Source organism: Kaistella sp., assembly GCF_049588135.1.
Lineage (GTDB): Bacteria > Bacteroidota > Bacteroidia > Flavobacteriales > Weeksellaceae > Kaistella.
On sequence record NZ_JBAVFG010000123.1, the window covers coordinates 1 to 7,135 of the forward strand.

Below are 7,135 nucleotides of genomic sequence, written 5' to 3' on the forward strand. Positions count from 1 at the left end.
ATTTTGAATAACTGTTACTTATCACAATGACTGTATTTTCACGAAAATATTCACAATATTAAAAACTTTGTTCTGAAACTCTAATTTGCTCATTAACAAAATTTTAGAATAAAAATAGAATTTACAACCTTTATGAAAAGAGAATTCATACCATTACTTTTCAGTAAATTTGATCGATTTAATTTTCATTAAAATATATATAAAATGAAAGAACTTTTTATTTCCCGATTTCAATATTATAAAGAACTCGCTGAAAAAACTTTTGATCAAGTTTCTGAGGAACAGTTGTTTTGGAAATACAATGAAGAAAGCAATTCCATTGCTACTTTAGTAAAACATCTTTCTGAAAATATGCTCTCACGATGGACAAATTTTCTTACTGAAGATGGCGAAAAACCTAACCGAAATCGCGATTCAGAATTTGAAAATGACCTTGCTTCGAAAGATGAAATGATTCGGGTTTGGGAAAAAGGCTGGCATGTTTTGTTCGATGCTTTAAATCAAATTAAAGACGAAAATTGGAATAATACCATTCTCATTCGTGGCGAAAAACACCGTATTTTAGATGCGGTTTTAAGACAACTCGCCCACTATCCTTATCACATCGGGCAAATTATTTATATCGGAAAAATGCTAAAAAATGACGACTGGAAAACTTTGTCCATCCCAAAAAATGAATCAAAAAAGTTGAATCTTGAAAAAATGAAAAGTCAAGATTCATCGGAAATTCAAGAAAATTCCTCACCCGTTTGTTTCGCAAAAAGTGATGAAGTTCGGGATGATTATAAGATTTGAAAATTCTGACATCAATCAGTTCTGATAAAAGTCAGCACCATTTATAAAACCTTGTAGCAGGTTCTGGCTAATTTTACACCATCAAACTCAAACACATGAAAACAAATGGTGGCATCCATAATCTCGAGCAAGTTTTACTTGATTTAAAAACGAAGAAGCATTTAACTTTCGACGATGTTTGCGACTTGCTATTTACTTTTCAATTCAAAGATTTCGATGAGTTGTTTCAAGTTACCCCTTTAGAAGTTCCGAATGAAACCTTTATGCGAATTCCGATTTATCATCATGAATTTGTGGCGGCACTTAAGATTTGGGGAATTAATACTTATTCTGCCATCTGCGATCACTCGAATTATGACGCAAAAATCAAAGTCTTAAAAGGAAGTTTAACCGAAGCCAGTTATCGTGAAAATTCAAATTTCATCGAATATGATTCAAAAGCAACTGCCAGAGCTGGTGATGTTTTGGTAGAAGAACAAACCGATATCAATTCCATCATTAATAATTCTGAAGAGATTTCAGTGAGTCTTCATATTTACAGAACTTCGAAGTTATGGATGGAAGGAGTTAGAATTTTTGATACAGAAAATCGAAAAATCGCTTATCTTTCTAACGAAGCAAAAGCCTGCTCTTGGAATTTACCCGAAAATAATTACCAAAAAATAATTCATCTATAAGATCAAAAACTTCATTTTTAAAATTAAATTTCATTCATTAAAAATCACAACTTTTTGTGATTTTTTTTGTTCAATACATTTTCTATTTGGAAAAAAAATAATCTTTAAATTTGCACCATTCAATTATGGAACACTTACAATTAAAAACCGCCGCTTTTCATACCTTAGGTTGCAAACTTAATTTTGCTGAAACCTCAACCATTGCCCGTCAACTTACTGGTGCGGGTTATCAGAAGGTCAGTTTCGATGAGCCTGCTCATGTGTATATCATCAATACTTGTTCGGTAACCGAAAATGCAGACCGCGAATGTAAATTTCATGTAAAACGAGCCATGAAAGCCAATCCCGACGGTTTGGTGGTAATTCTAGGTTGCTATGCGCAATTGAAACCAGAAGAAATTTCGGCGATCGAAGGCGTTGATCTTGTTTTAGGAGCAAAAGAAAAATTCAATATATTAAGTTATCTCGATGATTTACAGAAATCAGAAAACCACGGAATCATTCATTCCTGCGAGATCGATGAAGCAGATTTCTTTATCGGAAGTTATTCGATTGGTGACCGAACCCGTGCTTTTTTGAAGGTGCAAGATGGTTGTGATTACAAATGCACCTATTGTACGATTCCTTTAGCAAGAGGAATTTCCCGATCAGACACCATCGACAGTGTGGTAAAAAACGCAACAGAAATCGCTCAAAAAGGAATTCGTGAAATCGTATTAACCGGTGTAAATATTGGTGATTATGGAAAAGGTGAATTCGGAAATAAAAAACACGAACATACTTTCTTGGATTTAATTTCAGAATTGGATCAGATTGAAGGTATTGAAAGAATCCGAATTTCATCGATAGAACCGAATTTATTGAAAGACGAAAGCATAGAATTAGTGGCGAGAAGCAAGCGTTTTGTGCCGCATTTTCATATCCCTTTACAAAGTGGAAGCGATGACCTATTAAAGAAAATGAAACGCCGTTACATGAGCGGCTTATATTCTGACCGTGTGGCAAAAATTCGTGAAGTGATGCCCGATTCCTGTATTGGTGTTGATGTAATTGTGGGATTCCCTGGAGAAACTGAAGAGAAGTTTTTGGAGACTTATAATTTCCTTAATGAACTTCCGATTTCTTATCTTCACGTTTTCACTTATTCTGAAAGAGAAAATACAGAAGCTGCAGAAATGGATGGTATTATTCCGATTCCTGAAAGAAAGCGAAGAAATAAAATGCTAAGAATTCTTTCTGAGAAAAAGAAAATGGCATTCTACCAAACCCAATTGGGAAAAACGCTTCCTATCCTTTGGGAGCATGAAAACAAAAACGGAATGATGTACGGATTTACTGAAAATTATGTTCGGGTACAAAAACCTTTTGATGAAAACTCAGTCAATCAAATAGAAAATTTAAAACTCACCAAAATAGAAAGCGACGGAACCGTTTCGGTACTCGCTGCTTTTGAAAATTTTCTGGCTAAGATGTAATAATTTGGTAACCTGAGTTCGATGATAATGAAACAATTTATTACTTGAACTTAGGTTAGCAATACTTTTCAATTTTTAAATGATCTTACTTTAGACTTTCATTCTGTACTTTATCCATTTGCATTTTAGAAAATCGAGGTTGCAGAATTTTCGCAATGAGTCCCGTCCAACCGGTTTGATGTGATGCTCCTACTCCACGGCCGCTATCACCATGAAAATATTCATAAAATAAGATATAATCTTTGAAACCTTCGTCTTCCTGAAATCTTGGATATTGCCCGTTAAAAGGGCGTTTCCCATTTTCGTCCATTAAGAAAATCTTCGCTAGCCGTTTTCCAAGAAAATCTGCAATCTCATCTAAACTTAAATAATTTCCGCTTCCAGTAGGACATTCTACTTTAAAATCGGGGCTGTAATAAAAGAAGAAACGCTGTAAACTTTCAATAATTAAAAAATTAATTGGAAACCAAATTGGTCCACGCCAATTGCTATTGCCACCGAACATATCACTATCACTTTCTGCTGGAAGATATTTTACGGTATAATCGGTTCCGTCTAAATTAATATGAAATGGATTTTCTTCATATCCCTTTGACAAAGCCCTTACTCCATAGTCGCTTAGAAATTCTTTCTCATTCAGCATTCGTTCTAAGAGTTTTTTTAATCGATGACCTCTGAGCAAAGAAAGTAAATGTTTGGAATCGTCGCCTTTTACTTCCCAGTGAGAAACGAGTGCCGCCAATTTCGGTTTGTTTTTTAACACCCAGTCCATCCTTTCTTTAAAAGCAGGCAATTGATCGAGCATTTCTTCATCGATTACTTCTACGGCAAACATTGGAATCAAACCTACGATTGTGCGGATTCGCATAAACATATTGGTACAGTCTTTCAACTGCAAGGCATCATAGAAAAACTCATCCTGATCGTCCCAGAGCGAAAAATCATTTTCTCCCATATTGTCTAATGCATTGGCAATACTTAAAAAATGCTCGAAGAATTTTGTTGCCATATCTTCATATACTTTATTATACAATGCCAATTCCAGCGCGATTCTCATCATATTCAGCGCGAACATTGCCATCCAACTTGTACCGTCGGCTTGCTCTAAAATTTCACCATTCGGTAAAGTTTCGTTTCGGTCAAAAATACCGATATTGTCTAAACCTAGGAAACCACCTTCGAAAATATTATTTCCGTTGTGGTCTTTTTTGTTGACCCACCAAGTAAAAGTCATCAATAATTTTTGAAAAACCCCTTCCAGAAATTCAAGATCTGGTTTTCCTTTTACTACCTCATCAATTTTAAAAACCCTGAAAGCTGCCCAAGCATGAACAGGTGGATTCACATCGCTAAAATTCCACTCATACGCTGGCAGTTGACCATTAGGATGCATGAACCATTCGAGCGTTAAAAGTTTCAATTGCTGTTTGGCAAAATCTGAATCGATAATGGAAAAACTTAAAGTATGAAATGCCAAATCCCAAGTGGCAAACCACGGATATTCCCATTTATCGGGCATTGAAATAATATTCAGAGAATTGAAATTTCCCCAGTCTTCATTTCGAATATGTCTTCGCGATTTCGGTGGCGGAATTTCGGCAGGATCACCCTCCAACCATTTTTCAATATTGTAATGATAAAATTGCTTGCTCCACAACATTCCCGCAAAAGCTTGCCGCTGCACCAATTTTTCATCATCTGTTTTTACTCCTTTTTGTACTTCTTTATAAAAATCATCGGCTTCCGTTTTTCGTTGTAAAAAAATAGTTTCAAAATCTGCAAAAGGTTGATCAAAATCTTTGTCGCATAATCTGAATTCAAAAATTTGTGTAGTATTTGCTGCGACTATTTCATCGATCAAGAAAGAAGCTTTGGTGCCATTTTCATCTGAATTAATGGAGTTTTTATTTCCATTAATAATAAAATCATTGATGCCGTCTTTACAATATTTCCCAGAATTTACAGATTGAAATATCCTTTGATAATTGGTTTCATTGTCACAAAAAAGAATATCCGAAGATTGTTTTGCGTAGATATTTTTTATTGATAAATCTTTATGATTGATTGCAATTTGATTCGATTTTACACCGTTTAATTGAGGTCGATAATCATCATATCCCCAACTCCAAGAATTTCTAAACCAAATCGTGGGCAAAAGAATTAATGGTGCATCATTCGAAGATTTATTGATAACGGTGATTTTGATAAGAATATCTTCGGGGGAAGATTTTACGTATTCGATGAAGATGTCAAAATATTCATTCTGATCAAAAATCCCAGTATCGATGAGTTCATATTCGGGATTTTGTTTTCCAGCTTGTGCATTTTTATAAATTAAATCATCGTAAGGGAAAGCGTTTTGAGGATATTTATACAACATCTTCATGTAAGAATGTGTCGGCGTATTATCTAAATAATAGTAATATTCTTTTACATCTTCGCCGTGGTTTCCTTGTTCGTTTGTCAAGCCAAAAAAACGTTCTTTGACCATTTTGTCTTTTTTGTTCCAAACTCCAAGTGAAAAAACCAGCAATTGTTTGTCATCACAAATTCCGCAAATTCCCTCTTCTCCCCATCGGTAAGTTTTTGCTTCTGCGGTATCGTGATTGGTATAATTCCAGGCATCGCCATCAGCACTGTAATCTTCACGCACTACACCCCATTCTCGATTGCTGACGTAAGGTCCCCATTTTTTCCAAGAAATATCAGGTAGTCTTTTGTTTTCTTCTAACATTTTATTTGAGTTTTAATGCAGATTAATATTTAGGAAAGATTCAATTAAAAATTTTTAATATTTTACCTTCTAAAAAAGAGAATCTATCCACCAGTAGAAAACGATTCAAAAGTCGTCATTCCGCCATCGATAAAAACACTTGTTCCCGTTATATAATCCGATTGATCGCTGGCTAAGAAAACTGCGAGATTGCCAATATCTTGTGGCTGGCCTATTCTGTCATAAGGAATTAAACGAAGTAAAGAATTCAATGCTTCTGGCGTATCCCAAGCACTTGTATTAATGGGCGTTTGAATTGCACCGGGACAAATCGAATTTACACGGATTTTATTTGCACCATATTCTTGAGCTAAAGTTTGCATCAACATTCGGATTGCACCTTTGCTAGAAGCATAATTGGCGTGTCCAGACCAAGGAATAATTTCGTGCACCGAAGAAATATGAATAATTTTTCCGCAAGCTACGGAACGAGAAGGATCGATTCCTCTTCTCAAGAATTCTTTAATGGCTTCCCGAGCACACAAAAATTGACCTGTTAAATTAATTCCAATTACGGCATTCCATTGATCCAAAGTCATTTCTGTAAACTTCGCATCTTTCTGAATCCCAGCATTATTAACTAAAATATCAACAGTACCCAATTCTTTTACAACATCCTGAAACATTTTAACGACTTCCTCTTCTTTCGAAACATCGCATTGGTAAACGATTCCTTTTCCACCATTATCGGTAATCTCCTTCAACACCGTATTTGCCTGATCTACTGCGCCTGCAAAAGGGTAATTAATAACGACTTGGGCGCCAGATTCTGCCATTGATTTTGCAACTCCTGCTCCGATTCCGCTGGAGGATCCGGTGATTATAGCGACTTGATTTTTTAAAGAAACTTCCATATAATGAGTTTATTTTTTGAACATAATGAAAAAGAAAGTATCGAGCCAAAATTTTAAAATAGGAATTAAAATCTATTTTTAATGATAGTAAACGTCTTCATACATTACTCCAGCTTCAATTCTTATCGGCAAGAAATTTTCTTTGGGAACAATCGGGCAGTTATAATCTAAGGCATTATAAGCACAAAACGGATGATAGGATTTATTGAAATCCAGAATAATAATGTCATTTTTGGGGATTTTTAAATCCAGATATTTCCCGCCACCATAAGTTTCGATTCCATTGGTCGCATCTCGGAATGGGAGAAAAAGATAATCTTTGTATTTTTTATTCTTTATTAATGCTAAATTTTGATAAAGCGTTAAAATCAATTCCTTGCCATCTAAAACAAATATTGCCTTGCCGAATTCTTGATAGGTTCTTGTTTTGCCGGAAGAAGTGGGAAGTTCAAATGGTACTGTGTTTTCAGTTTTAATGAATTTTGCAGTAACCCGATATTTTAGATTGATTGGAAAAAAAGGATGTTCTTTGAAATTGGTAAAATTACTTCCTCGCAGTGG

General features: G+C 35.0%; 6 protein-coding genes. 3 read left to right on the forward strand and 3 right to left on the reverse strand.

Annotated features, from left to right (window positions below; genetic code table 11):
- Nucleotides 1-204: 204 nt before the first annotated feature.
- From WBY99_RS06985 to mtaB, 3 genes are all read left to right on the forward strand, one after another.
- Nucleotides 205-795, forward strand: a complete 591-nt coding sequence (locus WBY99_RS06985) for a DUF1572 family protein (protein ID WP_423975612.1) — start codon at nucleotides 205-207, stop codon at nucleotides 793-795.
- A 95-nt stretch (nucleotides 796-890) separates the two neighbouring features.
- Complete coding sequence (locus WBY99_RS06990) at nucleotides 891-1,472, forward strand: hypothetical protein (protein WP_423975613.1); 582 nt, start codon at nucleotides 891-893, stop codon at nucleotides 1,470-1,472.
- A 125-nt stretch (nucleotides 1,473-1,597) separates the two neighbouring features.
- On the forward strand, nucleotides 1,598-2,947 hold the full coding sequence (mtaB, locus tag WBY99_RS06995) for a tRNA (N(6)-L-threonylcarbamoyladenosine(37)-C(2))-methylthiotransferase MtaB (protein ID WP_423975614.1): 1,350 nt from the start codon (nucleotides 1,598-1,600) through the stop codon (nucleotides 2,945-2,947).
- A gap of 85 nt (nucleotides 2,948-3,032) precedes the next feature.
- Here mtaB and WBY99_RS07000 read toward each other — a convergent pair whose 3' ends face one another.
- From WBY99_RS07000 to WBY99_RS07010, 3 genes are all read right to left on the reverse strand, one after another.
- A complete protein-coding gene (locus tag WBY99_RS07000) occupies nucleotides 3,033-5,681 on the reverse strand; it encodes an MGH1-like glycoside hydrolase domain-containing protein (protein WP_423975615.1) in 2,649 nt (882 codons plus the stop codon).
- A gap of 83 nt (nucleotides 5,682-5,764) precedes the next feature.
- Nucleotides 5,765-6,574: a glucose 1-dehydrogenase gene (locus WBY99_RS07005; RefSeq protein WP_423975616.1), complete on the reverse strand. Its 810-nt coding sequence runs from the start codon at nucleotides 6,572-6,574 to the stop codon at nucleotides 5,765-5,767.
- A gap of 78 nt (nucleotides 6,575-6,652) precedes the next feature.
- Nucleotides 6,653-7,135: DUF1684 domain-containing protein (locus tag WBY99_RS07010; RefSeq protein ID WP_423975617.1), on the reverse strand; the 483-nt coding region annotated here is incomplete at its 5' end.